The organism is Pseudomonas sp. GWSMS-1, assembly GCF_049847425.1.
Classification (GTDB): Bacteria; Pseudomonadota; Gammaproteobacteria; order Pseudomonadales; family Pseudomonadaceae; genus Aquipseudomonas.
In genome coordinates this window covers 1,741,444-1,767,927 of the sequence record NZ_JBMHHV010000005.1, presented here as the reverse complement: position 1 = coordinate 1,767,927, position 26,484 = coordinate 1,741,444, and the positions used below count along the sequence as shown (strand labels likewise).

The 26,484-nt window shown below is 59.6% G+C and carries 20 protein-coding genes and 5 pseudogenes; 13 read left to right on the top strand and 12 right to left on the bottom strand.

Translation table 11 applies throughout. From position 1 onward, the window contains the following. Positions 1-28: 28 nt before the first annotated feature. The 3 genes from ACEPAJ_RS11760 to phhA form a co-directional block, all read right to left on the bottom strand. Positions 29-1,225, bottom strand: coding sequence for an amino acid aminotransferase (locus ACEPAJ_RS11760; RefSeq protein WP_425914975.1), 1,197 nt, complete (start codon positions 1,223-1,225; stop codon positions 29-31). Continuing rightward, positions 1,222-1,575 (bottom strand): 4a-hydroxytetrahydrobiopterin dehydratase, encoded by a 354-nt coding sequence (locus ACEPAJ_RS11755; protein ID WP_425914974.1) that lies wholly within the window; start codon positions 1,573-1,575, stop codon positions 1,222-1,224. The genes ACEPAJ_RS11760 and ACEPAJ_RS11755 overlap by 4 nt, the downstream gene beginning before the upstream one ends. Positions 1,576-1,647: 72 nt before the next feature. Beyond that, positions 1,648-2,433 (bottom strand): phenylalanine 4-monooxygenase, encoded by a 786-nt coding sequence (phhA, locus tag ACEPAJ_RS11750; protein WP_425914973.1) that lies wholly within the window; start codon positions 2,431-2,433, stop codon positions 1,648-1,650. A gap of 257 nt (positions 2,434-2,690) precedes the next feature. On the opposite strand from phhA, the pseudogene ACEPAJ_RS11745 reads away from it, so the two are divergent. Beyond that, positions 2,691-4,240: pseudogene (locus ACEPAJ_RS11745) on the top strand (sigma-54-dependent transcriptional regulator). 5 nt (positions 4,241-4,245) lie between these two features. Here the strand turns inward: ACEPAJ_RS11745 and ACEPAJ_RS11740 are convergent. Beyond that, positions 4,246-4,803 carry a nucleoside deaminase gene (locus tag ACEPAJ_RS11740; protein ID WP_425914972.1) on the bottom strand — a complete coding sequence of 186 codons (558 nt, stop codon included), beginning with the start codon at positions 4,801-4,803 and terminating at the stop codon, positions 4,246-4,248. A 188-nt stretch (positions 4,804-4,991) separates the two neighbouring features. Between ACEPAJ_RS11740 and ACEPAJ_RS11735 the strand changes: the two are divergent. From ACEPAJ_RS11735 to ACEPAJ_RS11690, 10 genes and pseudogenes are all read left to right on the top strand, one after another. After that, positions 4,992-6,057 (top strand): annotated as a pseudogene (locus ACEPAJ_RS11735) (DUF2157 domain-containing protein). Then, positions 6,054-6,347 carry a DUF4824 family protein gene (locus tag ACEPAJ_RS11730; protein ID WP_425914971.1) on the top strand — a complete coding sequence of 98 codons (294 nt, stop codon included), beginning with the start codon at positions 6,054-6,056 and terminating at the stop codon, positions 6,345-6,347. Before ACEPAJ_RS11735 ends, ACEPAJ_RS11730 begins: the two are co-directional and overlap by 4 nt. Next, positions 6,274-6,947: pseudogene (locus ACEPAJ_RS11725) on the top strand (DUF4824 family protein). The gene ACEPAJ_RS11730 and the pseudogene ACEPAJ_RS11725 overlap by 74 nt, the downstream one beginning before the upstream one ends. Positions 6,948-7,202: 255 nt before the next feature. Continuing rightward, positions 7,203-9,158 (top strand): annotated as a pseudogene (gene acs / locus ACEPAJ_RS11720) (acetate--CoA ligase). Between the two features lie 566 nt (positions 9,159-9,724). Then, complete coding sequence (locus tag ACEPAJ_RS11715; RefSeq protein ID WP_425914970.1) at positions 9,725-10,504, top strand: ABC transporter substrate-binding protein; 780 nt, start codon at positions 9,725-9,727, stop codon at positions 10,502-10,504. Positions 10,505-10,623: 119 nt separating this feature from the next. Further along, complete coding sequence (locus ACEPAJ_RS11710; RefSeq protein WP_425914969.1) at positions 10,624-11,313, top strand: ABC transporter permease; 690 nt, start codon at positions 10,624-10,626, stop codon at positions 11,311-11,313. A 16-nt stretch (positions 11,314-11,329) separates the two neighbouring features. After that, the gene (locus ACEPAJ_RS11705; RefSeq protein WP_425914968.1) at positions 11,330-12,028 is read left to right on the top strand and encodes an ABC transporter permease; all 699 of its coding nucleotides are present in this window, start codon (positions 11,330-11,332) and stop codon (positions 12,026-12,028) included. Positions 12,029-12,038: 10 nt separating this feature from the next. After that, positions 12,039-13,149, top strand: a pseudogene (locus tag ACEPAJ_RS11700) (succinylglutamate desuccinylase/aspartoacylase family protein). Positions 13,150-13,167: 18 nt separating this feature from the next. Beyond that, positions 13,168-13,932: an ABC transporter ATP-binding protein gene (locus ACEPAJ_RS11695; protein ID WP_274088905.1), complete on the top strand. Its 765-nt coding sequence runs from the start codon at positions 13,168-13,170 to the stop codon at positions 13,930-13,932. A gap of 66 nt (positions 13,933-13,998) precedes the next feature. Continuing rightward, a complete protein-coding gene (locus ACEPAJ_RS11690; RefSeq protein WP_425914967.1) occupies positions 13,999-14,979 on the top strand; it encodes a GlxA family transcriptional regulator in 981 nt (326 codons plus the stop codon). A gap of 62 nt (positions 14,980-15,041) precedes the next feature. Here the strand turns inward: ACEPAJ_RS11690 and ACEPAJ_RS11685 are convergent, their stop codons facing one another. From ACEPAJ_RS11685 to gcl, 7 genes are all read right to left on the bottom strand, one after another. Further along, on the bottom strand, positions 15,042-15,878 hold the full coding sequence (locus tag ACEPAJ_RS11685; protein ID WP_425914966.1) for an ion transporter: 837 nt from the start codon (positions 15,876-15,878) through the stop codon (positions 15,042-15,044). Between the two features lie 60 nt (positions 15,879-15,938). After that, a complete protein-coding gene (locus ACEPAJ_RS11680; protein WP_425914965.1) occupies positions 15,939-16,892 on the bottom strand; it encodes an urea transporter in 954 nt (317 codons plus the stop codon). A 186-nt stretch (positions 16,893-17,078) separates the two neighbouring features. Beyond that, positions 17,079-18,494, bottom strand: a complete 1,416-nt coding sequence (gene pyk, locus ACEPAJ_RS11675) for a pyruvate kinase (RefSeq protein WP_425914964.1) — start codon at positions 18,492-18,494, stop codon at positions 17,079-17,081. After that, complete coding sequence (locus ACEPAJ_RS11670; protein WP_425914963.1) at positions 18,491-19,765, bottom strand: glycerate kinase type-2 family protein; 1,275 nt, start codon at positions 19,763-19,765, stop codon at positions 18,491-18,493. The genes pyk and ACEPAJ_RS11670 overlap by 4 nt, the downstream gene beginning before the upstream one ends. Before the next feature lie 330 nt (positions 19,766-20,095). Continuing rightward, positions 20,096-20,986, bottom strand: a complete 891-nt coding sequence (locus ACEPAJ_RS11665; protein ID WP_425914962.1) for a 2-hydroxy-3-oxopropionate reductase — start codon at positions 20,984-20,986, stop codon at positions 20,096-20,098. 16 nt (positions 20,987-21,002) lie between these two features. Then, positions 21,003-21,785, bottom strand: coding sequence for a hydroxypyruvate isomerase (hyi, locus tag ACEPAJ_RS11660; RefSeq protein WP_425914961.1), 783 nt, complete (start codon positions 21,783-21,785; stop codon positions 21,003-21,005). A gap of 63 nt (positions 21,786-21,848) precedes the next feature. Further along, a complete protein-coding gene (gene gcl, locus ACEPAJ_RS11655) occupies positions 21,849-23,624 on the bottom strand; it encodes a glyoxylate carboligase (RefSeq protein ID WP_425914960.1) in 1,776 nt (591 codons plus the stop codon). 337 nt (positions 23,625-23,961) lie between these two features. Between gcl and ACEPAJ_RS11650 the strand changes: the two genes are divergently transcribed. Further along, positions 23,962-24,402 (top strand): GlcG/HbpS family heme-binding protein, encoded by a 441-nt coding sequence (locus ACEPAJ_RS11650; protein WP_425914959.1) that lies wholly within the window; start codon positions 23,962-23,964, stop codon positions 24,400-24,402. A gap of 170 nt (positions 24,403-24,572) precedes the next feature. On the opposite strand, the gene ACEPAJ_RS11645 is transcribed toward ACEPAJ_RS11650, so the two are convergent. Further along, positions 24,573-25,217: a TetR/AcrR family transcriptional regulator gene (locus ACEPAJ_RS11645; protein ID WP_425914958.1), complete on the bottom strand. Its 645-nt coding sequence runs from the start codon at positions 25,215-25,217 to the stop codon at positions 24,573-24,575. A gap of 272 nt (positions 25,218-25,489) precedes the next feature. Between ACEPAJ_RS11645 and moaA the strand changes: the two genes are divergently transcribed. Next, positions 25,490-26,482: a GTP 3',8-cyclase MoaA gene (moaA, locus tag ACEPAJ_RS11640; RefSeq protein WP_425914957.1), complete on the top strand. Its 993-nt coding sequence runs from the start codon at positions 25,490-25,492 to the stop codon at positions 26,480-26,482. The last annotated feature ends 2 nt before the right edge of the window (positions 26,483-26,484 follow it).

The following is a 26,484-nucleotide window of genomic DNA, read 5'->3' as shown; positions in this document are numbered from 1 at the left end:
AGGCCGAGCGCAAGGCGTTCGAGGTGTTTTAGTCCAAGCATACGCAGGCGATGGCACTGGCCAGCTGGTCCAGCCGATTGGCATCCAACCCCGCCATATTGGCCCGGCCGTTGCCGACCATGTACACGCTGAATTCATCACGTAGGCGCTGCACGTGCTGTGCGCTGAGGCCGGTGTAGGAGAACATCCCGCGTTGTTGATTGATGTGCGCGAAGCGCTCGGCCAGCCCATGGGGTTGCAGGGCGTTAACTAGGCCCGCGCGCAGGCTGACAATCCGTTGCCGCATGCTTTCTAGTTCGTCCATCCACAGCGCCTGCAGTTCGCTGTCTGCCAGTATGGTGGCGACCACCGCCGCGCCATGGGCGGGAGGCGTGGACCACAAGTTGCGGGCCAGAAACGCCAGCTGGCTGCGCACATCCTGCAGTTTTGCCGGTGTTTCGGCGCAGACGATCAGCGCGCCCGTGCGCTCGCGGTACAGGCCGAAGTTTTTCGAGCAAGAGCTGGTGATCAGCAGCTCAGGCAACTCCGCCGCAAACAGGCGCACAGCCAAGGCGTCCTGCTCCAGGCCGTCGCCAAAACCCTGGTAGGCGAAATCGATTAATGGCAACAACTCGCGCGCCTTGACCACCGCCAGCACGCGCGCCCAGTCCTCTGCTGTGAGGTCGAACCCGGTGGGGTTGTGGCAACAGGCATGCAGCAGCACCACATCGCCTTTTGGTACATGGCTGAGGGCGGCGAGCATGGCCTCGACATTCAGCTGGTTGTCCGCGCCCACATAGGGGTAATGACTGACGCGTAAACCGGCGGCCGCAAAGATACTTTCGTGGATGGGCCAGGTCGGGTCGCTTAGCCAGATGCCGCGGCCCGGTAGGCAGTGAGCAATAAACTCCGCGCTCAGGCGCAGCGCGCCAGTGCCGCCAGGGGTTTGCGTGGGCGCTGCACGCTCCTCCAGTAAGGGATTGTCTGCGCCCAGCACCAGCTGGCTCAGCAGCCTGCCGAACAGCGCGTCGCCATGGCCGCCGATGTAGCTTTTAGTCGCTTCGCTTTGTTGCAGCGTCAGCTCCGCCAGCTTGACCGCCTGAGGAATGGGCGTCAGGCCATGGGCATCCTTGTACACACCCACACCAAGGTCGAGCTTGGCGGGGTTGCGGTCAGCCCGGTAGGCGTCCATCAGGCCGAGGATGGGGTCCCCCGGCACTCGGGCGATGTGCTGGAAATGGCTCACTTGCGACCCTCTGCACTGGCAGCCAGTACATCGGTGCGCGCGGCCAGGATAAAGTCATTGCGATGCAGGCCGCCCATTTCATGGCTCCACCAGGTCACGGTGACTTTGCCCCATTCAGTAAGCAGCGCCGGGTGGTGGCCGACTTCTTCGGCGATGGCGCCGACGGCGTTGGTAAAGGCCAGGGCATGACGGAAGTTCTTGAACGCATAAACCCGCTCCAACTCCATGTGGTCGTCACGTACTTCGATGTTCCAGTCGGGGATCTCGCGTATCAGTTCAGCCAACTCGTCATCGCTGACCTTCGGGGCATCGGCACTGCAGGCTACGCATTTGGCTTGGGCAAGGGACATAAGGTTTCTCCTGAATTTAAGTGTGAAACGTAGGGCGGATTGAGTGTTGCGATACCCACCCTACCTCTGTAGCTAAGCGGCTTTTGGCGCAAATTTCGGGGCGTGCAAGCCCTGGCGCATGGCCTGCTTGACCATGCCCATGATGTCTTCATGGGCCAGTTCGAACAGGCGCTTGAGCTCCGGCAGGACGAAATACACAGGCTGCAGAATGTCGATGCGATAAGGCGTGCGCATCGCCTCGATGGGATCAAAGGCCAGGTGCTCAGGTTCATTGGACAAGCAATACACGGTTTCCTTCGGTGAGGAGAGAATACCGCCTCCGTAAATCTTGCGGCCCTGGCTGGTGTCGAGCAGGCCGAACTCGATGGTTAGCCAGTACAGCCGCGCCAGGTAGACGCGCTCCTCCTTGCTTGCGGCCAGGCCAAGCTTGCCGTAGGTGTGGGTAAATTCGGCAAACCAGGGGTTGGTCAGCAGGGGGCAGTGGCCGAATATTTCGTGAAAGATGTCCGGTTCCTGCAGGTAGTCCAACTCCTCTGGCGTGCGGATAAAGGTGGCTACCGGGAATTGCTTGCTGGCCAGTAATTCAAAGAAGGTCTGAAACGGAATCAGCGCCGGCACCCGCGCCACCTGCCAGCCGGTGCTGGCTTGCAACACTTGATTGACTTCACCCAGTTGCGGGATGCGCTCATGGGGCAGGGCGAGTTGTTCAATGCCGTCCAGGTATTCCTGGCAGGCACGGTTCTCGATCACTTTGAGCTGGCGGGTGATCAGGGTATTCCACACCTGATGCTCAGCTTCTGGGTAATCGATAAAACCCCTGTCATCCGGTTCGCGCGCTGTGTAGTGCGTGCTCTTCATTGCAGCCTCCTGCTGGGGCTTTGTTGTTGTATTTGAGCTAGAAATACCGTGCTTGGTGCCCGGGCGCAGCGCTTTGGCGAGCGCGCGGCAAGGGTTTAGGGTGATTTTCTGTAAAGAATTGATTACGAGACTGCCGGCATGGCGAACTATCGCCTTGCTGCTGCGCTGATCTGTCACATATTCTTGACGAACAATCCGCCGCCAGCGCTGATTCTTTTGCGCAGCGGTCTAATAAAAAGCCTGATCAGAGCCCTGCCATGCGTATCAAAGTCCACTGCCAGAACCGAATTGGCATCCTGCGCGACATCCTCAACCTGCTCGTCGAATACGGTATTAACGTCGCCCGGGGGAGGTGGGCGGCGAGCAGGGCAATGCCATCTACCTGCACTGCCCGAACCTGATCAACCTGCAGTTCCAGTCGCTGCGGCCCAAGTTCGAGGCCATTGCCGGGGTGTTTGGGGTTAAACGCGTGGGCTTGATGCCCAGCGAGCGGCGTCATCTGGAGTTGAACGCCTTGCTAGGCGCGCTGGATTTCCCGGTGTTGTCCATCGACATGGGCGGCTCGATTGTCGCCGCCAACCGCAGCGCCGCTCAGCTGTTGGGCGTGCGGGTGGATGAAGTGCCGGGCATTGCGCTGTCGCGCTACGCCGAGGACTTCGACCTGCCCGAGTTGGTGCGTAGCAATAAATCGCGGATCAATGGCCTGCGCGTGAAGATTAAAGGCGACGTATTTCTCGCGGACATCGCGCCGCTGCAAACCGAACACGATGAAAGCGATGCCCTTGCGGGTGCGGTGTTGACGTTGCACCGGGCGGACCGTGTCGGTGAGCGCATCTACAACGTGCGCAAACAGGAGCTGCGCGGCTTCGACAGCATCTTCCAAAGTTCCAAGGTGATGGCGGCGGTGGTGCGCGAGGCGCGGCGCATGGCCCCACTGGATGCGCCGCTGCTGATTGAGGGCGAAACCGGCACCGGCAAAGAGTTGCTGGCGCGAGCCTGCCACCTGGCCAGCCCGCGTGGGCAGTCGCCCTTTATGGCGCTGAACTGCGCCGGGCTGCCGGAGTCCATGGCCGAGACTGAGCTGTTTGGTTACGGCCCCGGTGCCTTCGAAGGCGCGCGCCCAGAAGGCAAGCTCGGCCTGCTGGAACTGACGGCCGGCGGCACGCTGTTTCTCGATGGCGTGGGCGAGATGAGCCCACGCTTACAGGCCAAGCTGCTGCGCTTTACAGGATGGCTGCTTCCGCCGTGTGGGCAGTGATGAGGAGGTGTATCTGGATGTGCGGGTGATGTGCGCCACCCAGGTTGATCTGTCCGAGCTGTGCGCCAAGGGCGAGTTCCGTCAGGACCTCTATCACCGGCTTAACGTACTGAGCCTGCATATACCGCCGCTGCGTGAATGCCTGGACGGCTTGCCGCCCTTGGTTGAGCATTTTCTCGATCAGGCCAGCCGGCAAATAAGTTGCCCGCTGCCGACGCTTGCGCCTGCGGTGCTGGACAAACTCAGTCATTACCATTGGCCAGGCAATGTGCGCCAACTGGAGAACGTGCTGTTTCAGGCCGTATCGCTGTGTGACGGCGGCATGGTCAAGGCCGAGCACATCCGTCTGCCGGATTATGGCGCGCCGCAGCCGCTGGGTGAGTTCTCAGTCGAAGGCGGGCTGGATGAAATTCTCGGGCGTTTCGAGAAAGCCGTGCTGGAGCGCTTGTTTCATGATCACCCCAGTAGCCGCCAGCTGGGTAAGCGCCTGGTGTGTCACACACCACCATCGCCAACAAGCTGCGTCAGCATGGCTTGGGGAAGGAGTAGTGCGATCAAGGCTGCGATGTGCCGCGCCAGGCCGATATGACGCGTTGGCGCATCACCTGGCGATCTTGCAGCGTGCTGATTGCCTGTTCTGCCAGATTGATCCAATAACGGTCCACGCCGGCTTGGTGATTCGAGGTGTGGGCCGCCAACTCGGCCCAAGCCGGCGGCAACCCTTTGCCGGTAAAGCCGCCGGGCTTATCGACGGCCAGGTAACGCACACGGGGTATGCCTGCCAGCAGGATGCGGCCATAGCACATTAGGCAGGGCTGCAAGCTTACGTACAACGTGAGGGTGCTGCGGTCTTGGTGCGGGTGCTCGGCTTCTAGCGTGTCGAGCAGCTGCATCTCAGCATGCCCGGCACTGTTGTAATGGCCGTCGACAAACACCTGGTTGCGTGCACTGCACAGCAATTCGTGCGCCTGGTTAACCAGCACGGCACCTACACCATAACAACCGTGTTCCACCGCCAGGATTGCTTGTTCACAGCACAGTCTGGCCCAAGTGTCGGCGGGTTTTTGGCTGTGCGGGGCATTTTTCAGTAAGGCGGCATGCTGTTCGTTCATCGCGGCGTCCGTGAGCGTGTTGGGTAGGTGCCGCTTAGCTGCGGCAGGAAATCGCTGCGGCCTGCAGGTGCGTTTGGCGCGATGCTTATGCGCCTTTGTAAAACGCTTGCTGGTTCAGCGCGTCGTCAACGCGTTAACGTTAGCCTGTGTGGCCCGTCGTTGGGCAATGGACCGTAGCAAGGATTGCCATGCCAAATTTGAACCGCAGTGATGCCCAGCAACGTGCCGACGATATCGGCATTTTCAACCGTGAGTTGGCACGCCTAGAGGCTGAGCAGGTGTTATGCCTGAGCGACAGTCAGCGCGCCAGCGTGCAGGATTACCAGCAGCAACTGCTTGACGCTACCGGGCCGCCTTTGATATCGATCACGACACTCAAACCCGCCAACTGTCGCTGGGGATGCGCATTGCGTCGTTTCTGGGCGCGTTAACGTTGGCGGCCAGTGTGTTTTTTCTGTTCTATCAGTTCTGGGGCTTTTTCAGCACGGCGGGGCAGGTGGCGATTCTGTTAACGGCGAGCATTGCTTCGTTTGGCCTGACGCTGTGGTGCAGCATCGTGATGGCGCCGGTTATTTCAGCAAGCTGGCGGCGTTGGTGGCGTTTACCTGTTTTGTGCTGAACATCGTCATGCTCGGGCAGATCTTCAATATCACCCCATCGGCTAATGCGCTGTTGCCCTGGGCTCTCTATGCGTTGTTGCTGGCGTACGCCTGCGGTACACGCTTGCTGTTGGCTATCGGGCTGAGCTGTTTGTTGGCGTTTTTCGCCGTGCGGATCGGCAGCTGGGATGGCATCTACTGGCTGGGTTTTGCTCAGCGCCCGGAGAGTTTTATCGCCCAGCGCTGCTGATTTTTGTGCTGCCGTTGTGGCTCGATCAACGCCGTTTTGATGGTTTTGCGCTGATCTATCGGGTAGGCGGCCTGCTCGGGGTGTTCTTGCCGTATTGCTATTGGCGCATTGGGGCGACGGCAGTTTTTCGATTATCCGCCTGAGTACATCGAGAGCGCTTACCAGTTTGCGGGTTTTATTCTGGCGGCCTTGGTGATCTGGCTGGGCGTATGCCGTGAGTGGCCGGATACGGTGAACACTGGCTGACATTCTTTGTGCTTTCCTCTACAGCAAGCTATTCGACTGTGGTGGGAGAGCATGCCCAAGTACCTGTTTTTCCTGATGCTGGGTCTATGTGCGGTATTGATTTTGCTGGTGCTGCGGCGCTTGCGTAGCCGTCATGGCTTGCTGGGAGGTGCGCAGTGAACGGCTTTCGTCCTCGATACCTGATCGCTGGCCTGGCGCTGATTGGTCTCGTCAACGCCATCGTCCTGGCGGGTGTAGCCTGGAATCGCCAGCCACCGGCGCAGAGCCACTTGCTCTTATCCGAGCGCGAGTTGGGTAGTACTCATATGTATTGGCGTAAGGACAACAGCAGCCTGGCGCTGCGCCTGGATTATCGCTGGCCCAGTCAGGCGGATAATGAGCAATACGGCTTGTCGATCAGTGCTAAAGATGGCGGTGCTGGGTTTCCAGGTGCCCGCGCAGGTGAATGAGGCAGCAGTAAGCCGCTATCGCCGTCAGCTGGACCGCGAGGCGCTGCTGGTGCTGGAACTCAATGGCACGGCCTATCAGCGCGAGGTGGCGTTGCTACGGGCAGCACATGCTGAAGCCCTGCGTCTGCAAACGTCCGTACCCGACAGTAAAGAGCTGCAGATGCGGCACAGAACGCCGGCAAAGCTCTGGAATATGAGCAGCAGCGCGCCAGCCGTCTGCTGGCAGTGGACGTTGGCGCTGATCAGCAGGCGCTGCGTGCGCGTTATCCGGATCGACAGCGTTACGCCATCGTTCGTGGCATTGTCGAGGCGCGGGTCAGCAGTGTGGCCAGTGAGTGGACGGGGGAGGGTAAGGATCCGCGCCCGCAAAGCCAGCGCGTCACCTGGCTATTGGGTGGTTCGGCAAGTACCCCGGGGCTGCACAGTCTTAACCTGCCTAGACGCTGGCATGCGGTGTTCGACAGTTTGCCGCCGCAGGGCGAGTTATCGGGTATGGATTACCCGGCTTATCAGCAGCGCTTTACTGCCAATGTCGCCTTTGGCCGGCGTCTAGAGCCTTGGTTTGTTGAGGTGAGCGGCCCTACGACCAAGGTGCAATAGCTGGGCACGCTGTTCGGGGGAGACTAATTGCATTCCAATCCTGCGTGATTTGAATGCAAGCGTTTCTCCATTCCTCCCCCGGAATGATTTGGGTGGCGACCTATTTAGGTCGCTTTTTTTTGCCCGCAGAAAAGCGCTGGCCAGCCCGTGAGACTATCGTCTTAGAGCGTTAAGACCATGGTCGAATGGCCCTGCAGTGGCGTGCTGGCTACAAAATGGGGCATAGAACAACAACTACCCACCGAGGTGTTTCTAATGAGTGCTGCGTCCTTGTATCCCGTGTCCCCTGAGGCGGCGGCCCAGTCGCTGACTGACGAGGCGACTTATAAAGCCATGTACCAGCAGTCGGTGATCAACCCCGATGGTTTCTGGCGTGAGCAGGCTCAGCGCCTGGACTGGATCAAGCCGTTTACTCAAGTCAAGCAAACCTCCTTCGATGATCACCGTGTCGACATCAAGTGGTTTGCCGATGGCACCTTGAACGTTTCCTACAACTGCCTGGACCGTCATTTGGCCGAGCGCGGTGATCAGGTGGCGATTATTTGGGAAGGCGATGACCCGTCTGAAAGCCGCAATATCACCTACCGCGAGTTGCATGAAGAAGTTTGCAAGCTGGCCAACGCCCTGCGCGGCCAGGATGTGCACCGCGGCGACGTGGTGACCATCTACATGCCGATGATCCCCGAAGCTGTGGTCGCCATGCTGGCCTGTACCCGCATCGGTGCCATTCACTCGGTGGTGTTCGGCGGCTTCTCTCCTGAAGCGCTGGCGGGCCGCATCATCGATTGCCAGTCCAAGGTGGTGATCACCGCTGACGAAGGTCTGCGTGGCGGCAAGAAGGTTGCACTCAAGGCCAACGTTGACGACGCCCTGACCAACCCTGAGACGCGCAGCATTCAGAAGGTCATCGTGGTCAAGCGCACTGGCTCCGAGATCAAGTGGAACCCGCATCGTGATATCTGGTACGACGACCTGTTGAAGGTGGCTGGCAGCGTTTGCGCGCCCAAGGAAATGGGTGCCGAAGAAGCGCTGTTTATCCTCTATACCTCCGGCTCGACCGGTAAGCCTAAAGGCGTACTGCACACCACCGGCGGCTACTTGCTGTATGCCGCGCTGACCCATGAGCGGGTATTCGACTACAAGCCAGGCGACGTTTACTGGTGCACTGCCGACGTTGGCTGGGTCACGGGCCACAGCTATATCGTGTATGGCCCGCTGGCTAACGGCGCGACCACGCTGATGTTCGAAGGCATTCCGAATTATCCTGATGTGACCCGTGTGTCGAAGATCATCGACAAGCACAAGGTCAACATTCTCTACACCGCGCCGACTGCAATTCGCGCCATGATGGCCCAGGGCGATGCTGCCGTGGAGGGTGCTGATGGTTCCAGCCTGCGCCTGCTTGGCTCGGTAGGCGAGCCGATCAATCCTGAAGCGTGGCACTGGTACTACGAGAAGGTAGGCCAGTCGCGCTGCCCAATCGTCGACACCTGGTGCAGACTGAAACGGGTGGTTTCATGATTACTCCGTTGCCGGGTGCCACAGCGCTCAAGCCAGGTTCGGCGACTCGCCCGTTCTTCGGTGTAGTGCCAGCCTTGGTCGATAACCTAGGCAACCTGATCGAGGGGCCGGCCGAAGGCAACTTGGTTATCCTCGATTCCTGGCCGGGTCAGTCGCGCACTTTTGTTTGGCGACCACGACCGCTTCGTCGATACCTACTTCAAGACCTTCAAAGGTATGTACTTCACTGGTGACGGTGCTCGTCGTGACGAAGACGGTTACTGGTGGATCACCGGTCGTGTGGATGACGTGCTCAACGTATCCGGTCACCGCATGGGTACTGCCGAAGTGGAGAGCGCCATGGTCGCCCACCCGAAAGTCGCCGAAGCCGCAGTGGTTGGTGTGCCGCACGACATCAAGGGGCAGGGCATCTACGTTTACGTGACCCTGAACCAGGGTCAAGAGCCGTCCGAGCAACTGCGACAAGAACTTAAAAATTGGGTGCGCAAGGAAATTGGCCCAATTGCTACGCCGGACGTTATTCAGTGGGCCCCAGGCCTGCCGAAAACGCGCTCGGGTAAGATCATGCGCCGTATCCTGCGCAAGATCGCTACCGCCGAATACGATGGACTCGGCGACATCTCCACGCTGGCCGATCCTGGCGTGGTGCAGCACCTCATTGACACCCACCGCCAGATGCAGGCTGCCTAACAGCCGTTAAAGCACCTGCAAGCAACGCCCTGTTTCGGCCACAAGCCGGGCAGGGCGTTGTGCTTTCTGCTCGATAATTAGTGCAAAGTCGCAGTGATCGATTTTCATCTGTGTCGCTGACTGTCACCCTGGCGTAACACCGCGCACTTTTATGAGGTGTGCGGGAACGTTTTGCGCCAAAATGGCGCGCCGCTACTGCGGTGGGGAAGATAAAATGTATGGCCAGGCCACTAAAATAAAGGCCTGAATAAAATGCGGCGCGCTAATTGCTTTATTAAAAGGTTTGCTATCTTTCTGTCCCCATGTTTTTTAGGGGCTGTCAATATCCCCGCAGTGCTTGTTCGGGTCTTTTGTAATTACTTGTCGCATTGAAGAAATATCGACTTTCGAGCTGTCGCTAGAATGCCGCTCACTCGGCTGAGGCCGTCTGAGCGCTTTGCACCGCGCAGCTTGACGCTGACTCACTACAATTTATGCAGCCCGAATGCGCCACAATATGCGCGGCCAGTGTTCGCTCTGCTGCTTGATACCCACTTAAAGCCATACCCATTCGAAGGAGTCATAAGATGAAGAAGATTGCACTTCTCGGCGCACTGGCGCTGTCCATGCTGTCGCCGCTGGCCATGGCTGAAGAGGCCAAACCTCTGCGTATTGGTATCGAAGCGGCTTACCCGCCGTTTGCTTTCAAAACCCCAGAAGGTGCCATCAGCGGTTTCGACTACGACATCGGCGTCGCCCTGTGCGAAGAGATGAAAGTGGAATGCAAGTGGATCGAGCAGGAGTTCGACGGCCTGATCCCTGCGCTGAAAGTGCGCAAGTTTGACGCCGTGCTGTCTTCGATGAGCATCACCGAAGATCGCTTGAAATCGGTTGATTTCAGCAGCAAGTACTACCAGACCCCGGGCAAGCTTGCGATGAAGGCGGGTACCGTACTCAACGACCCGCTGGTTGATCTGAAAGGCAAAAAAGTTGGCGTACAGCGCGCATCCACCTACGACCGGTACGCTACCGATGTCTTTGCCCCTGCTGGTATCGAGATCGTGCGTTACAGCTCGCAGAACGAAGCCTTTCTTGATCTGACTTCCGGCCGTCTGGACGCCACCTTTGCTGACGTGGTCAATCTCGACGATGGCTTTATCAAGACCGATGCCGGTAAAGGCTTCGCCCTGGTAGGCCCAGACTACGCCGACGAGAAATACATCGGCATGGGCGCCGGTATTGCCGTACGCAAGGGTGACAAGGCTCTGGCTGACAAGATCAGCGCTGCCATCCTGGCCATCCGGGCCAACGGTAAGTACAAGGAAGTGCAGGACAAGTACTTTGACTTCAACGTCTACGGCGACTGATTGAGTTCGCTCGGTCGTCTTCACTGAAAGTGGCGTAAACCCGCCTTAATTTGAGGTTTACGCCACTTTTCCGTTGTACTCCCAGGCGCCGCCCGGCGTTTGCATGAGGTATTCAGAGCATGCTCAACGGCTACGGCTCGACCATTTTAGAGGGTGCCTGGCTCACCCTGATTCTGGCGCTGACGTCGATGGCGGTGGCCATCGTGTTGGGTTTGCTGGGTGCGGCGTTTCGCCTGTCGCCCATCAAGTGGCTGGCGCTACTGGGTGAAACCTACGCCACAGTGATTCGCGGTATTCCTGATTTGGTGCTGATCCTGCTGATCTTTTACGGCGGTCAGGACATGGTGAACCGTCTGGCGCCGATGCTCGGCTACGACGACTACATCGATATCAATCCGTTTATTGCCGGTGTGTTCACCATGGGTTTCATCTTTGGTGCTTACCTGTCGGAGACCTTCCGTGGCGCCTTTATGGCCATCCCCAAGGGGCAGGCTGAAGCGGGCGCGGCGTATGGCATGAGTGGTATGCAGGTGTTCTTCCGCATTTTGGTGCCGCAGATGGTCCGCTTCGCTATTCCGGGCTTCACCAATAATTGGCTGGTGTTGACCAAGGCCACCGCGCTGATCTCAGTGGTTGGTCTGCAGGACATGATGTTCAAGGCGAAAAGTGCCGCCGATGCCACGCGCGAGCCGTTCACCTTCTACCTGGCGGTTGCCGCCCTGTATCTGGTGCTGACCAGCGTGTCGCTGCTGGCTTTGCGTTACCTGGAAAAACGTTACTCGGTCGGCATTAAAGCCGCTGATCTGTAAGCGGGGGAGCGCAGCGATGATTTTTGACTACAACGTAATCCTGGAAAGCCTGCCGCTGTACTTTGGCGGTGTACTGGTTACCCTGAAAATTCTGCTGATTTCCCTGGCGTGTGGTTTGGCTGTGGCCATCCCCCTGGGGCTGATGCGTGTTTCAAAATCGCCCTGGGTCAATTTCCCGGCCTGGCTCTACACCTATGTGATTCGCGGCACGCCGATGCTGGTGCAGCTGTTTCTCATCTATTACGGCCTGGCCCAGTTCGAGGCAGTACGTGAGAGCTTCCTTTGGCCATATTTCTCCAGCGCGACCTTCTGTGCCTGCCTGGCGTTCGCCATCAATACCAGCGCTTACAGCGCCGAGATCCTTGCCGGTAGCCTGAAGGCCACGCCACATGGCGAAATCGAGGCGGCCAAGGCCATGGGCATGTCACGCTTTAAACTGTACCGCCGCATTCTCCTGCCGTCGGCCTTACGTCGGGCGCTGCCGCAGTACAGCAACGAAGTGATCATGATGCTGCACACCACCTCGCTGGCTTCGATTGTCACCCTGATCGACATCACCGGCGCGGCGCGTACCGTAAGCTCCCAGTATTACCTGCCGTTTGAGGCGTTTATTACCGCCGGCCTGTTCTACCTGTGCCTGACCTTTATTCTCGTCCGCCTGTTCAAGCTCGCCGAGCGCCGCTGGCTGGCTTACCTCGCTCCGCGCAAGGCCTGAGGGTAAGCGTATGCAGCGCATTGATCATCCACTGCCGTGGGTTGCCCCGGTACGGAACGTCGGCTGAGCGTGTTTCGCTTCGGTCGTGGTCCGTGCAAGGCTTATATCCAGGCCTCGTTGCATGCCGATGAGTTGCCCGGAATGCGCGTGGCGGTTGAACTCAAGCGCTGCTTGCGTGAGTTAGAAGCCCAAGGTCGCTTGACCGGCGTGATCGAGCTGGTGCCCGTGGCCAACCCGATTGGCTTGGGGCAGGTGTTCCAGGCTGCCCATCAGGGTCGTTTCGAGCTGGGCAGCGGCAAGAACTTCAACCGCGACTTTACTGATCTGGCTGCTGCCATCGCGCCAGCTTTGCAAGGCTGCCTGGGCAGTGACGGCCCGAGCAATGTGCGGCTGATACGCGCCGCCATGCAGGCCGCGCTGGAAGCGTTGCCGCCAGCCGGCTCGGAGCTGCAAGGCATGCAGCGCCTGCTGCTCAAACATGCCTGTGATGCCGATGTGGTACTCGACCTGCACTGTGATTTTGATGCCGCTGTGCACCTCTATCTGTTGTCACAGCAATGGCCACAGTTGCGCTCACTGTCGGCGCGGCTGCAGGCGAGGGCGGCGCTGACCGTCGAGGATTCCGGCGGCAGCTCCTTCGATGAGGCCTGCGCCTTGCCCTGGGTACAGCTGGCGCGGCAGTTTCCTCAGGCCGCTGTGCCATTGGCCTGCCTGGCGGTGACCGTCGAGTTGGGCGGCATGGCCGATACCGGCAAAGCCCAAGCCGAGGCCAGTGCCGAGAACATTCTGGCGTTCCTCGCCGAGCAGGGGCTGATTGCCGGTGACTGGCCGCCCGTGCCCATCCCAAGCTGCGACGCCACGCCGTTTGCCGGCGCGCAATACGCCTATGCCCCGCACGCTGGAGTGGTAAGTTTTCTGCAACCCGTGGGGCCACCGTTAAAGCCGGCGACCCATTGTTTGAAGTGATCGATCCACTGGAAGATCGCCACACCACCGTCTGTGCCGTCACCGAGGGTGTGCTCTATGCGCGTGAACGGTTGCGCTTTGCCCAGCCCGGTTTGTGGTTGGCCAAGGTGGCCGGTCGTACCCCTATTCGCCAGGGTCGCTTGCTCAGCGACTGATTCAAGAGAGTGGAAACCATGTACAAACTTGAAGTTCAGGATCTGCACAAGCGCTACGGCAGCCATGAAGTATTGAAGGGCGTGTCGCTGGCCGCCAAGGCCGGCGATGTGATCAGCATCATCGGCTCGAGTGGCTCGGGCAAGAGTACTTTCCTGCGTTGCATCAACCTGCTGGAACAGCCACACAGCGGCAAGATTCTGCTCAACAACGAAGAGCTGAAGTTAGTCGCCAATAAGGACGGAGGCCTCAAAGCCGGTGACCCCAAGCAGTTGCAGCGCATGCGTTCACGGCTGTCGATGGTGTTCCAGCACTTCAACCTGTGGTCGCACATGAGCGCCCTGGAAAACGTCATGGAAGCCCCGGTGCACGTGCTCGGCATGAGCAAGAAAGACGCCCTGGAAAAAGCCGAGCACTACCTGAATAAGGTCGGTGTGGCCCATCGTAAGGATGCCTACCCCGCGCATATGTCCGGTGGTGAACAGCAGCGTGTCGCGATTGCCCGCGCCTTGGCCATGGAGCCCGAGGTGATGCTGTTCGACGAGCCGACTTCGGCCCTCGATCCGGAACTGGTTGGCGAAGTGCTTAAGGTGATGCAGGACTTAGCCCAGGAAGGCCGTACCATGGTGGTGGTGACCCACGAAATGGGCTTTGCCCGCGAAGTGTCCAACCAGCTGGTGTTCCTCCACAAAGGTGTGGTGGAAGAGCGCGGTTGTCCGCGTGAGGTGTTGGCCAACCCCCAATCCGAGCGTTTACAGCAGTTCCTCTCTGGCAGTCTCAAGTAACCAGCGGCAACTGCTGTAGCCATTTCTGCTATGCCCATAATTGCCAACAGAGCCTAAACTGCCCCCATGAACTCCCACCGAATTGGCTTTCTGCTTTGGCCCTCCACCAAGCCGTTGACCCTGGCCTTGGCCGAGGAAGCGCTGCGCGTCGCTCAGCGCGTCCACCCCGAGGTGGTCTACGAGCTGGTGTTCCTGCAGGCTGAAGCGCCACTTGAAGGGGCCTGGCAACTGCCGGGTGAGTCTTGGGTGGGCAAGCTTGAGGGCTGCCAAAAGCTCTTCTTGTTGGCGGATGAGCCGCCTGGGCCTATACCAGCGGCGTTATCGGCCGCGCTCAAGCACGTGGTACGCGGCGGCTGTGTGGTCGGAGCGATTGCCGCTGGCGTCTATCCCTTGGCGCAACTGGGGCTTCTTGATGGTTACCGCGCGTCGGTGCACTGGCGTTGGCAGGATGATTTCAGTGAGCGTTTCCCCAAGGTGATTGCCACCAGCCATTTGTTTGACTGGGACCGCGATCGTTTGAGCGCCTGCGGTGGCTTGGCGGTACTCGACTTACTGCTGGCCTTGTTGGCTCGCGACCATGGCGCTGAGCTGGCTGGCGCGGTGAGCGAAGAATTGGTGGTTGAGCGCATCCGCGAAGGCGGCGAGCGTCAGCGCATTCCCCTGCAAAACCGTCTGGGCTCCAGCCACCCCAAGCTGACCCAAGCCGTGCTGTTGATGGAAGCCAATATTGAAGAGCCGCTGACCACCGACGAAATCGCTCAACACGTTTGTGTGTCGCGTCGGCAGCTGGAACGCATCTTCAAGCAATACCTCAACCGTGTGCCCAGCCAGTACTACCTGGAGTTGCGCCTGAATAAGGCGCGCCAGCTGTTGATGCAAACCAGCAAGTCGATCATTCAGATTGGCTTGTCCTGCGGCTTTTCCTCCGGCCCGCATTTCTCCAGCGCCTACCGCAATTTCTTCGGTGCCACCCCGCGTGAAGACCGCAACCAGCGGCGCAGCAACAGTCCGTTCGAGCTGACTTCAAGCGCGGCTGAGCGCGGCTGAAGGTCGCCGCCAGGCAATAAAAAACCGCAACGCGTTGCGGTTTTTTATTGCCTGGGTAGTGCTCAGCTTTGCTCGGTGTGTCGTGTGTACAGGGGGTTACCGCAGCGGCTGCAGAAGGACGCGCCCTGCTCGTGGAGGTCTTTCGCGCAGCTGGGGCAGTCGTGGCTCAGTTGATCGCCGCCGCGCATGGCGTTGGCCAGTTCGGCGGTGAAGATGCCAGTGGGCACGGCAATGATCGAGTAACCGGTGATCATCACCAGGGTTGAGAGCGCCTGACCCAGCGGGGTTTTCGGCACGATATCGCCGAAACCCACCGTGGTCAGGGTGACCACAGCCCAGTAGATGCCTTTGGGAATGCTGGTAAAGCCATGCGCAGGGCCTTCGATCACGTACATCAGGGTGCCGAACACCGTGACCATGGTGGCAATGCAGGCGAAGAACACGATGATCTTCTGTTTACTGCCGCGCAGCGCGGTCAGCAGAAAGTTGGCCTGGCGCAGGTAGGGGCTGAGTTTCAGTACGCGGAACACCCGCAACATGCGGATTACGCGGATGATCAGCAGGTACTGCGCGTCGCCATAAAACAGCGCCAAGATGCCCGGCAGGATGGCCAGCAAGTCAATCAGACCGAAGAAACTAAAGGCGTAGCGCAGCGGCTTCGGTGAGCAGTACAGGCGCACTACGTATTCAATGGCGAACAGCAGGGTAAACGCCCACTCAATTCCGGCCAGCAGCTGTTGATACTGGCTGTGAATCGTGTCGATGCTGTCGAGCATCACCACGACCAGGCTGGCCAAAATGGCCAGCAGCAGGTAGCGGTCGAAGCGCTGCCCGGCTGGTGTGTCAGTGAAGAAGATGATGCTGTACAGCTGCTGACGCAGGTTTTGCGGCGTGTCCATGGTGTTCTGGCTGCTCCGTTGACGTCGCCCTTATGCCAAGCGCACGACTGAGTGCGCAGCCTAGGGAGTTTTATCCTGACGATGCAAGCTTTTGCCCTTACGCGGCGGCCGTGGTGTGCAGTCGCCTGCGGCGTTGCGCAGTAGCCGTTGGCTGGCGCTCACCAGCCAGCAGGTAAGAATAAAGGGCATGGTCAAGGCGGGCAGCCCCAGCGCACTGAAGCCAGGTTGCAGCGCCAACGCCAGCACGATGCCCAATGCGGGCAGCCAAACCTGTCGGTTCACCTGGCTTATGGCAATAGCGGCCAGCGCAGCGTTGTAGCCATACAGGCCGATAAGTGCGCTTTGTTGTCCCAGGCCTTGGTTCAGCGCCAGGGCCAAGCCGCCGGCGGAGCCCAAGAGCGCCCAGCAGGCGGCGCGCCGATCAGCCAACAGCAGGCCAAATAATATGCAGGCGCCGGCTATGGGGTGATCGAGAAAAATCACCTGGCCCAAACCGCGCGCCATAGCCAGCACACTGGCCAGCCAATCGAGCGGCAGTAGCTGGCTCGGCGCTGGCTGTTGCAGCTGCAATTGCAGGGCCGGGGCCAGCCATAGCACCAGCCAGCTTAGGGCCACAAAGGGCAAGGTGAAGGCCGGCAGCCACTGGTGCTGACGCATGCGCCGCATCCAGGGTTCCAGCAACAGGCTGGACAGTCCGGCAATGGCGATGATCAACAGCGGCAGTAATAGCGACCAAGTGAACTGCAGGCTGATCAGCATGCCCAGCAATATGCCGTTGTAGCCATACAGGCCCAGTTCGATATCTGCGCTGGCAAAGCCGCGGCGCTGCGCCGTCAACGTGCTGCTGAAGCCGCCGAGCAGTGCGCCGGCCAGTAACTGCGGTGCGCCAACGGCGATGGCCAGCACCACCAGCAGGCCGCACCCGGGGTGAGTTTGCAGGAAAATCTGGCTGAAACCGTTGAGCAAGATGCGCAAGCCTTGCCGGGTGCTGATGGGGAGCGGGAGTGACGACATGCAAACGAACCTGAATAAAATGACAGGGCTCTTTTTAACGCCACGCAGCGACGGCCCAAGCGGTGTCCGCCTGGGGCGCGGGCCATAAAAAAGAAGCACCCACTGCGGGAACAGAGGGTGCCTTAAAACTGGCAAAGCCAGGGGTAGCACTTATGCAGCGGGCCTAGAAACCGCTGCAGTCATGACTCAGTGGAGAATTTCGATACGCAGGCTGTTGGTGCTGCCAGGCTGGCCGAACGGCTCGCCTGCGGTGATCACCACGGTGTCGCCGGTCTTGGCTAAGCCTGTGCTGCGGGCTGTTTCCAAGGCCGTGCGGGTAACGTCTTCAACCTTGCTCAAGCGTGCGTTGACCACCGAATACACGCCCCAGGCCACACTCAGGCGACGAGCCGTGTTGAGGCTTGGCGTCAGGCTGAGGATCGGCACGGCAGGGCGCTCGCGTGAGGCGCGCAGGCTGGAACTGCCCGACTCGGTGTAATTGACCAGTGCGGCGACCGGCAGAATGGTGCTGATGCGGCGGATCGCGCAGCTGATGGCGTCGGAGGAGGTGGCTTCGGCGACCGGGCGGCTAACGTCGAGCTGGGCCTGGAAGTCCGGGCCGCTTTCCACCTGGCGAATGATCTTGCTCATCATCTGCACGGCTTCTTGCGGGTAATCACCGGAAGCGGTTTCCGCCGAGAGCATGACCGCATCTGCGCCTTCGGCCACGGCGTTGGCCACGTCGGTGACTTCGGCCCGCGTCGGTGCTGGCGAGAAGCGCATGGATTCAAGCATCTGCGTGGCCACTACCACCGGCTTACCCAGCTGGCGGCAGGTACGGATGATGTCTTTCTGGATGCGCGGTACATTTTCTGCCGGCACTTCCACGCCCAGATCGCCACGGGCAACCATGATTGCGTCGCACAGTTTGGCAATTTCTTCCAGGTGCACCACGGCCGAGGGCTTCTCGATCTTGGCCATCAGCAAGGCTTTGCCCTGGATCAGCTCGCGCGCTTCGATGATGTCTTCTGGACGCTGCACGAACGACAGTGCGACCCAATCCACACCCAGCTCCAGGCCAAAGGTCAGGTCGCGGCGGTCTTTCTCGGTCAGCGGGCTGAGTTGCAGCACAGCTTCCGGTACGTTTACGCCTTTGCGGTCGGACAGTTCACCACCGGCGATCACCTGGGTGTCGACGGCATCGCTGTGTTTGGTGGTGACTTGCAGGCGCAGGCGGCCATCGTCGAGCAGCAAGCTCATGCCCGGCTGCAGCGCTTCGATGATTTCTGGGTGCGGTAGGTTGACCCGCTCGCTGTTGCCTGGGGTCTTGTCCAGATCCAGGCGCAGGCTTTGCCCGCGTTCGAGCATGACTTTGCCCTCGGCAAATTTGCCGACGCGTAGTTTAGGGCCTTGCAGGTCCATGAGAATGCCGATCGGCGTATTCAGCTGTTTTTCAACTTCACGCACCCAGTTGTAACGCTCGGCGTGATCGGCGTGCTCACCGTGGCTGAAATTCAGGCGAAACAGGTTGGCGCCGTTTTCCACCAACTGACGGATGTCGTCGATGGTTTTAATGGCAGGGCCAAGGGTGGCGAGTATTTTTACTTTTTTATCGGCGTTCATTGGGCAGAACCTTCGAGAATAAGAATGGCGCGGAAATCATTGACGTTGGTGCGCGTCGGCCCGGTGATGATCAGTTGGTCAAGGGCGGCGAAGTAGCCATAGCCGTTGTTGTTGTCCAGCTCATCACTGCTGCTTAAGCCCAGTGCGGCGGCGCGGGCGTGGCTCTCGGGGGTCATGATCGCCCCGGCGTTGTCTTCGGAACCGTCGATGCCGTCGGTGTCGCCGGCCAGGGCATACACGCCCGGCAAGCCCTTGAGGCTGTCGGTAAGGCTGAGGAGGAATTCGGCATTGCGCCCGCCACGGCCGTTGCCGCGTACGGTCACGGTGGTTTCGCCACCGGAGAGAATCACACAGGGCGCCTTGATCGGCTGGCCATGCAACACCACCTGTTTGGCGATGCCAGCGTGGACCTTGGCCACCTCGCGCGACTCGCCTTCCAGGTCGCCGAGAATCAGCACCGGCAAGCCAGCGGAGAGCACCACCGCCGCAGCGGCATCCAGCGACTTCTGTGGGCGGGCGATCAGCTGGAAGTGGCTGCGCGCTAGGCACGGGTCGCCGGGTTTAATCGTTTCCGACTCGGGGCTTTGCAACCAGCTGCGCACGTTGGCGGGGATCTCGATGCTATAGCGGGCGAGAATCGCCAGGGCTTCGGCGGAGGTGGTGGGGTCGGCCACGGTCGGGCCGGAGGCGATCACTGTTGCTTCATCGCCTGGCACATCAGAAATCGCATAGGTGTACACGCTGGCCGGCCAGCTGGCCTTGGCCAAACGACCGCCCTTGATCGCCGAGAGGTGCTTGCGTACGCAGTTCATCTCACCAATGGTGGCGCCGGATTTCAGCAGCGCCTTGTTGATCGCTTGCTTGTCAGCAAGCGAGATGCCCGCCGCGGGCAGGGCGAGCAGTGACGAGCCGCCGCCGGAGAGCAGGAAAATCACCCGGTCGCTTTCGCTGAGGTTACTCACCAGCTCTAAAACGCGGCGGGCGACACGCTCACCAGCATCATCGGGGACCGGATGCGCAGCTTCGACGACTTCGATTTTCTGGCAATTGGCACCGTGCTCGTAGCGGGTCACCACTAAGCCTGAGACCTCACCGTGCCATTCCTGCTCGATCACTTCGGCCATGGCCGCGGCGGCCTTGCCGGCACCGATGACGATGACGCGGCCGCTGCGGTCTGCGGGGAGGTAATTTGCCAAAACCTGGCGCGGGTGGGCGGCGTCGATGGCGCTGGCGAACAAGTCGCGTAGCAGGCGTTGCGGATCGATGGACATGGCGATCTCTCTAGGTCTGGACCAACTTCAATTCTAGTGCGCAGGGTCTTCTGGGAAGGCCCTCTGCACTAGAATCGATCCACCCGGCAAACAGGCCGTGACACCGTTTTACCGGGCAGATCGAAAGGGGCGTTCTGAGGCGGCTGACCCCGACTCAGAACGGTAATCGTCCCCACGCTCCAGCGTGGGGGCAGCGTTTGATGTACTGCATCATAACGTTTGACGCTGGAGCGTCCTAAGCGCCGCACCCGTGTTGCGTGTGGGTGCGATCAGGTTGAGCCAACCTACCTTGGTTCAACCCGCTGATGCAGTGATCAACGCTGCTAGGGCTTACTCGCCGCGGATGTTGAAATTGGCCATGTGTTCCAGGCCTTTGATCAACGCCGAGTGGTCCCAGTTGCTGCCGCCGATGGCCGAGCAGGTGCTGAACACTTGCTGCGCGTTAGCGGTGTTAGGCAGGTTAAGGCCCAACTCGCGTGCGCCGGCGAGGGCGAGGTTGAGGTCCTTCTGGTGCAGGCTGATACGGAAGCCCGGATCAAAGGTGCCTTTGATCATGCGCTCGCCGTGCACTTCAAGGATTTTCGAGCCGGCGAAGCCGCCCATCAGCGCTTCACGCACCTTGGCTGGATCGGCGCCGTTCTTGGCGGCGAACAGCATGGCTTCAGCAACTGCCTGGATGTTCAGGGCCACGATGATCTGGTTGGCGACCTTGGCTGTCTGGCCGTCGCCACTGCCACCGACGTGGGTGATGTTCTTACCCATAGCCTGGAACAGCGGCAGCGCGCGCTCGAAGGCTTTCGGGCAACCGCCGACCATGATCGACAGGGTGGCGGCTTTAGCGCCCACTTCACCACCGGAAACCGGCGCGTCGAGGTATGCAGCGCCCGTGGCTTTGATCTTGTCGGCGAACACCTTGGTGGCGGTCGGCGAGATCGAGCTCATGTCGATCACGATTTTGCCAGCGCCAGTGCCTTCAGCCACACCGTCTTTGCTGAACAGAACGTCTTCAACCTGCGGGGTGTCCGGCACCATGATGATGATGAATTCGGCTTCCTGCGCCACTTCACGTGGGTTGGCCAGGGCGACAGCGCCTTCGGCTACCAGATCAGCCGGGGCCTTGTCGTGGTGTTCGGAAAGGAAGAGGGTGTGACCTGCTTTTTGCAGGTTTTGCGCCATGGGCTTACCCATGATGCCCGTGCCGATAAATCCGATTTTAGCCATGTGAGAGATCCTCCGATTAGATGGCGTTGTGAACTTTCATCCAGCCAAGGCCGGCAGCGGTAGTGGTGGCTGGCTTGTATTCACAGCCAATCCAGCCCTGGTAACCAATGCGATCCAGGTGCTCAAAGAGGAAGCGGTAATTGATCTCGCCCGTGCCCGGCTCGTTGCGGCCCGGGTTGTCGGCCAGCTGCACGTGGTTGATCACAGCCAGGTTGGCCTCGACGGTACGCGCCAGGTCACCTTCCATGATTTGCATGTGGTAGATGTCGTATTGCAGGAACAGGTTGGCGCTGGCGACTTTGTCGCGAATGGCCAGGGCCTGCGCCGTGGTGTTCAGGTAGAAGCCGGGGATGTCGCGGGTGTTGATCATCTCCATCACCAGCTTGATGCCGGCGGCTTGCAGCTTCTGGGCGGCAAACTTGAGGTTATCAACGAAGGTCTGCTCAATCGTTGCGCAGTCGTAGCCTTGCGGGCGGATACCGGCCAGGCAGTTGATCTGCGTATTGCCCAGCACCTTGGCGTAGGCGATAGCCTGATCGACGCCAGCACGGAACTCCTCGACGCGGTCAGGGTGGCAGGCGATACCACGCTCGCCCTTGGCCCAATCGCCGGCTGGCAGGTTGAACAACACCTGCTCAAGCTGGTTGGCATCCAGGCGCGCTTTAATCACTTCGGCGGCGAAGTCATAGGGGAACAGGTATTCGACACCACTGAAGCCAGCGGCAGCGGCGGCATCGAAACGCTCCAGAAAGTCCACTTCGGTGAACAGCATGGACAGGTTGGCGGCAAAACGGGGCATGGTGTGCTCCTTTATCGTTTGCGTAGGGTGGATGTGCTGAGTGACAGCCACCCTACGGCTGGATCAATCGAGCATGGAAATCGCGGTGGGTGCATCGACGCCACGTTCGGCGAGTTCTTCGAACTCGTTGACGGCGTTGATCTCAACACCCATGGAGATGTTGGTGACGCGCTCCAGAATGATTTCAACCATCACGGGTACGCGGAACTCTTCCATCAGCGCCTTGGCTTTGGCCAGTGCCGCCTGAATATCGTTCGGTTCGAACACGCGAACGGCCTTGCAACCCAGACCTTCTACCACGGCAACGTGGTCGACGCCGTAGCCGTTAAGTTCTGGCGCGTTGATGTTCTCGAAGGCCAACTGCACGCAGTAGTCCATCTCGAAACCGCGCTGCGACTGACGGATCAGGCCCAGGTAGGAGTTGTTCACCACAACGTGGATATACGGCAGGTTGAACTGCGCGCCCACGGCCATTTCTTCGATCATAAACTGGAAGTCGTAGTCGCCGGACAGCGCCACGACGTTGCGGCTCGGGTCGGCCTTGACCACGCCCAGCGCTGCTGGGATGGTCCAGCCCAACGGGCCAGCCTGACCACAGTTGATCCAGTGGCGTGGCTTGTACACGTGCAGGAACTGCGCGCCAGCGATCTGCGACAGACCGATGGTGCTGACGTAGCAGGTGTCTTTGCCGAAGAACTCGTTCATCTCTTCGTACACGCGCTGCGGCTTGACCGGCACGTTGTCGAAGTGAGTTTTACGCTGCAGGGTGCGCTTGCGCTGCTGGCACGACTCGACCCAGGCGCTGCGATTTTTCAGCTTGCCAGCGGCTTTCCATTCTTTGGCCACTTCGATAAATGCGTCCAGAGCAGCGGCGGCGTCAGAAACGATGCCCAGGTCCGGGTTGAATACGCGGCCGATTTGCGTCGGCTCGATGTCCACGTGAATGAACTTGCGTCCTTCGGTGTACACGTCGACGCTGCCGGTGTGGCGGTTGGCCCAGCGGTTACCGATGCCGAATACTAGGTCGGATTCCAACAGAGTGGCGTTGCCGTAGCGATGCGAGGTCTGCAGGCCGACCATGCCGACCATCAACTTGTGGTCGTCCGGGATTGCGCCCCAGCCCATCAGGGTTGGGATAACCGGTACGCCGGTCAGTTCGGCGAACTCGACCAACTTGTCTGCGGCGTCAGCGTTGAAGATACCGCCGCCGGCTACCAGCAATGGGCGCTCGGCGTCGTTCAACATGGCCAGGGCTTTCTCAGCCTGCACGCGGTTGGCAGCCGGTTTGGCCAGTGGCAGAGGCTCGTAGGCGTCGATGTCGAATTCGATTTCGGCCATCTGCACGTCAAACGGCAGGTCGATCAGCACGGGGCCTGGGCGGCCACTGCGCATTTCATAGAAGGCTTTCTGGAAGGCACGTGGCACTTGGCCCGGCTCCATGACGGTGGTCGCCCACTTGGTCACCGGCTTAACGATGCTGGTGATGTCGACGGCCTGGAAGTCTTCCTTGTGCATGCGGGCACGCGGCGCTTGGCCGGTGATGCACAGAATTGGGATGGAGTCGGCGCTGGCCGAGTACAGACCGGTGACCATGTCGGTACCTGCCGGGCCGGATGTACCGATGCACACGCCGATGTTGCCGGCATTGGTGCGGGTGTAGCCCTCTGCCATGTGCGAGGCGCCTTCGACGTGGCGAGCCAGGACGTGGTCGATACCGCCGATTTTTTCCAGTGCAGCGTACAGGGGGTTGATGGCAGCGCCGGGAACGCCGAACGCAGTTTCAACGCCTTCGCGGCGCATCACCAGTACGGCGGCCTCGATTGCTCTCATTTTGGCCATTGCCTTGTGCCTCGTTTTTTATCAGATTGTATACAAAACAGCTGGCTAGGATTCTATTCATGGCTTGACCTTCTGGTCAATAAGTTTTCTCAACCAGTGATCACTCAGCGGAAAATCTTTAAAACAAGCGTTTTAGCGGGTTTGTCTGATAGGTCGTGGCCAGTGGCTATAATATATGTATACAAAAAGATAAGAAATTGTATTCCTCTATTGAGTTTTTTGTCTCTGGTGAGATAGTGGTGCTGAGCTTTGGATTACCCGGCGTTTGCCCGCAGGCTCTGCAGGCGGCTAACAGCGGGTGCTTCGTAGGATTTATCAGCCTTGAGGAGTCATCACTATGAGTACGTTGAATCTGCAAATCGCCACCACCATCAGTAACCGCGCCCTGGCTGTCGGCCGGGAAATATCAGCCGCTCCGTTGACTGTGGCGGTGTTGGACGCCGGCGGTCACCTGATTAGCTTGCAGCGCGAGGACGGCGCCAGCCTGCTGCGTCCGCAAATATCTATCGGCAAGGCCTGGGGCGCATTGGCGCTGGGCAAAGGCTCACGGCTGATCGCCGCCGATGCGCAGCAACGCCCGGCGTTTATCGGTGCAGTGAATAACCTGGCTGACGGCCAGCTGGTGCCTGCACCGGGCGGTGTGTTGATTCGCAATGAGCGGGGCGAGGTGATCGGCGCGGTAGGCATCACCGGCGATACCTCGGACATTGATGAACAGTGCGCCATCAGTGCGGTGGAGTCGGTTGGGCTCACGCCGGATGCAGGCATCGCCGCTTAATGATGCAGAACTGAGGGAGGGGCTTTCGGCTCTGGCATCCTGCTTCGCGATCCACAGGGATGTGGTAAATGCCGCGGGCCTGCTTACAGGCAGGCCGCGCTGTAATAAAAAACGGTGGATGCTATGCAGGCATTCACCGTTTTTTTATGGGTATCGTTTGAGGGGCAGGGTTAGGCGCTGATGATCTGTGCCGATGGACTGGCTCGGCTTTCATCAACCTCACAGCCTTTGATGACCAGGCGAATGATGGTCTGTGCAGCTGCTTCGTAATCGGCATCATCAAGGCTGGCTTTGCCGGTGACGGTAGAGATCTGCCAATCGAAATCCGCGTAGGTCTGGGTGGCGGCCCAGATGCTAAACAGCAGGTGGTGCGGGTCAATCTTGGCCATCAGGCCCTGGTCAACCCAGCTTTGGATGCACGCAATATTGTGCTTGGCTTGAGCGTTGAGTTGCGCGGCTTGATCGGCGGACAAGTGCGGCGCGCCGTGCATGATTTCGCTGGCGAACACCTTGGAGGCCGATGGCAGTTCGCGGGAGATGCGGATCTTCGAGCGGATGTAGGCGCGCAGCACGTCGGCCGGCTGGCCCGGCTGGTTGAAGGGCGCAGAGGCCTCCAGCAGCGGTTCGATAATGCTTTCCAGCACTTCGCGGTAGAGATTTTCTTTCGACTTGAAGTAGTAATAGACGTTGGGCTTTGGCACCCCAGCCTTGGCGGCGATATCGCTGGTTTTGCTGGCCGCAAAACCTTTGTCGGCGAACTCCTCACTGGCTGCGCGTAAAATCAGCGCTCTGTTACGTTCGCGAATACTGGTCATAAGCCTCATTGCTTCTGTCGTTCGCCCGGCGCAGGGCAGCGGCGGGCATGGTAGCACCGGCTTTACGGGGCGCTCAAGGCGCGTGGGCTGGGCCTTGGTGGGCTACCTGACTATCGGGTCAGCTTGTTGTGTACAAGATTTGGCTTTTCTGTTTTTATCTCGGCGTGTGTATTCATAACAAAGCCTCTCGCCTCGTTGCGCGCCAGAATCGTTATCTAACGCAGCAGGACCGACGCGCAGCAGGCTTTGCATAGGTGCTCAGGAGATATGCCGTGAACCATCAGTTAGTTGACCCCTTCGGTCGGCGTATCACTTATCTGCGGTTATCGGTTACCGATCGCTGTGATTTCCGCTGCACCTACTGCATGAGCGAAAACATGCAGTTCGCCCCGCGCGAACAGATCCTCAGCCTTGAAGAGCTCTATGCAGTGGCGGACGCCTTTATCGGCCTTGGGGTTAAACGTATCCGCATCACCGGTGGTGAGCCGTTGGTGCGCAAGAATCTGCTCAGTCTGCTAGCCCGCCTTGGGCAGCGTGCGGAGTTGGAAGACCTGGCCATCACCACCAACGGCTCGCAGCTGGCTGAGCTGGCGCCGCAACTGCGCGCCGCCGGGGTTAAGCGCCTGAATGTCAGCCTGGACTCGCTGCAGCGTGAGCGCTTTGCCGCGTTCACTCGGCGCGACAAGCTCGACCAGGTTCTGGAAGGTATCGAGACAGCGCGCGCTGCTGGTTTCAGCAAAATCAAACTCAATGCTGTGGTGCAGAAGGGCCGCAATGATGACGAAGTACTCGACCTGGTCGAGTTCGCCGTGGCGCGTGGTTTGGATATCAGCTTTATCGAAGAAATGCCGCTGGGCAGTATTTCCAGCCACCAGCGCGAGCAGACCTTCTGTTCCAGCGACGAGGTGCGCGCGCGTATCGAACCGCGCTATGCCCTGGTGCGCAGCAGCAAGTTAACCGGCGGGCCGTCACGCTACTGGCAGGTGGTTGGCAGCGATACTCAGGTGGGGTTTATCTCGCCGCACAGCAATAATTTTTGTGGCGACTGCAATCGCGTACGGGTGACCGCCGAGGGCAAGCTGGTGCTCTGCCTGGGGCATGAAAATGCGTTAGATCTGAAAGGCCTGATGCGCGCTCATCCCGGTGACAGCCAGCGGCTGCGCGAGGCCTTAGTGAATGCCCTGCAGCTCAAGCCAGAACGGCATCACTTCCAGGCCGATGAGCAGGTGCAGGTTGTGCGCTTTATGAGCATGACCGGCGGTTAGGT

Bases quoted from the DNA above. Each gene is read 5' to 3' on its own strand.
- ACEPAJ_RS11755 (WP_425914974.1), bottom strand. From the start codon at position 1,575: ATGTCCCTTGCCCAAGCCAAATGCGTAGCCTGCAGTGCCGATGCCCCG.
- phhA (WP_425914973.1), bottom strand. From the start codon at position 2,433: ATGAAGAGCACGCACTACACAGCGCGCGAACCGGATGACAGGGGTTTT.
- ACEPAJ_RS11740 (WP_425914972.1), bottom strand. From the start codon at position 4,803: ATGAACGAACAGCATGCCGCCTTACTGAAAAATGCCCCGCACAGCCAA.
- ACEPAJ_RS11715 (WP_425914970.1), top strand. From the start codon at position 9,725: ATGAAGAAGATTGCACTTCTCGGCGCACTGGCGCTGTCCATGCTGTCG.
- ACEPAJ_RS11710 (WP_425914969.1), top strand. From the start codon at position 10,624: ATGCTCAACGGCTACGGCTCGACCATTTTAGAGGGTGCCTGGCTCACC.
- ACEPAJ_RS11705 (WP_425914968.1), top strand. From the start codon at position 11,330: ATGATTTTTGACTACAACGTAATCCTGGAAAGCCTGCCGCTGTACTTT.
- ACEPAJ_RS11695 (WP_274088905.1), top strand. From the start codon at position 13,168: ATGTACAAACTTGAAGTTCAGGATCTGCACAAGCGCTACGGCAGCCAT.
- ACEPAJ_RS11690 (WP_425914967.1), top strand. From the start codon at position 13,999: ATGAACTCCCACCGAATTGGCTTTCTGCTTTGGCCCTCCACCAAGCCG.
- ACEPAJ_RS11685 (WP_425914966.1), bottom strand. From the start codon at position 15,878: ATGGACACGCCGCAAAACCTGCGTCAGCAGCTGTACAGCATCATCTTC.
- ACEPAJ_RS11680 (WP_425914965.1), bottom strand. From the start codon at position 16,892: ATGTCGTCACTCCCGCTCCCCATCAGCACCCGGCAAGGCTTGCGCATC.
- pyk (WP_425914964.1), bottom strand. From the start codon at position 18,494: ATGAACGCCGATAAAAAAGTAAAAATACTCGCCACCCTTGGCCCTGCC.
- ACEPAJ_RS11670 (WP_425914963.1), bottom strand. From the start codon at position 19,765: ATGTCCATCGATCCGCAACGCCTGCTACGCGACTTGTTCGCCAGCGCC.
- ACEPAJ_RS11665 (WP_425914962.1), bottom strand. From the start codon at position 20,986: ATGGCTAAAATCGGATTTATCGGCACGGGCATCATGGGTAAGCCCATG.
- hyi (WP_425914961.1), bottom strand. From the start codon at position 21,785: ATGCCCCGTTTTGCCGCCAACCTGTCCATGCTGTTCACCGAAGTGGAC.
- gcl (WP_425914960.1), bottom strand. From the start codon at position 23,624: ATGGCCAAAATGAGAGCAATCGAGGCCGCCGTACTGGTGATGCGCCGC.
- ACEPAJ_RS11650 (WP_425914959.1), top strand. From the start codon at position 23,962: ATGAGTACGTTGAATCTGCAAATCGCCACCACCATCAGTAACCGCGCC.
- ACEPAJ_RS11645 (WP_425914958.1), bottom strand. From the start codon at position 25,217: ATGACCAGTATTCGCGAACGTAACAGAGCGCTGATTTTACGCGCAGCC.